Annotated in this window: 1 protein-coding gene; it reads right to left on the reverse strand. The window is 61.9% G+C overall.

The window, feature by feature from the left end; translation table 11 throughout:
• A partial coding sequence (locus ACP4IX_RS36535) for a B12-binding domain-containing protein (protein WP_426558986.1) occupies positions 1-559 on the reverse strand: 559 nt, incomplete at both ends.

A 559-nucleotide genomic window follows, 5' to 3' on the forward strand; every position in this document is an offset into this window, starting at 1 on the left:
ACTTCACCACCTGCGGCAGGAACATCTTTCCGTCGCCGAACAGATCGCCGACGATGTTCATGCCCGCCATCAGCGGACCTTCGATCACGTTGAGCGGCCGCTCGACCGTGAGCCGTGCGGCCTCGGTGTCGGCGTCGATATATTCAGTGATGCCGTTGACCAGCGCGTGGCTGAGCCGCTTCTCCACCGGCCATTCGCGCCAGGCGAGATCCTGTTCCTTGACCTGCTTGCCCTGGCCGCGGAATTTCTCGGCCAGTTGCAGCAGCCGCTCCGGCGCGCCGGGATCGCGGTTGAGGATGACGTCCTCGCAGACCTGACGCAGTTCGGGATCGATATCGTCATAGATCACCATCTGCCCGGCATTGACGATGCCCATGTCCATGCCGGCCTTGATGGCGTGATACAGGAACACCGAATGCATCGCCTCGCGCACCGGCTCGTTGCCGCGGAACGAGAATGAGAGGTTCGAAACGCCCCCGGAAATATGCGCATGCGGCAGGTTCTGGCGGATCCAGCGCGTGGCTTCGATGAAATCGACGCCGTAATTGTTGTGCTCCTC

Source organism: Streptomyces sp. WG5 (genome assembly GCF_049974565.1).
GTDB lineage: Bacteria > Actinomycetota > Actinomycetes > Streptomycetales > Streptomycetaceae > Streptomyces.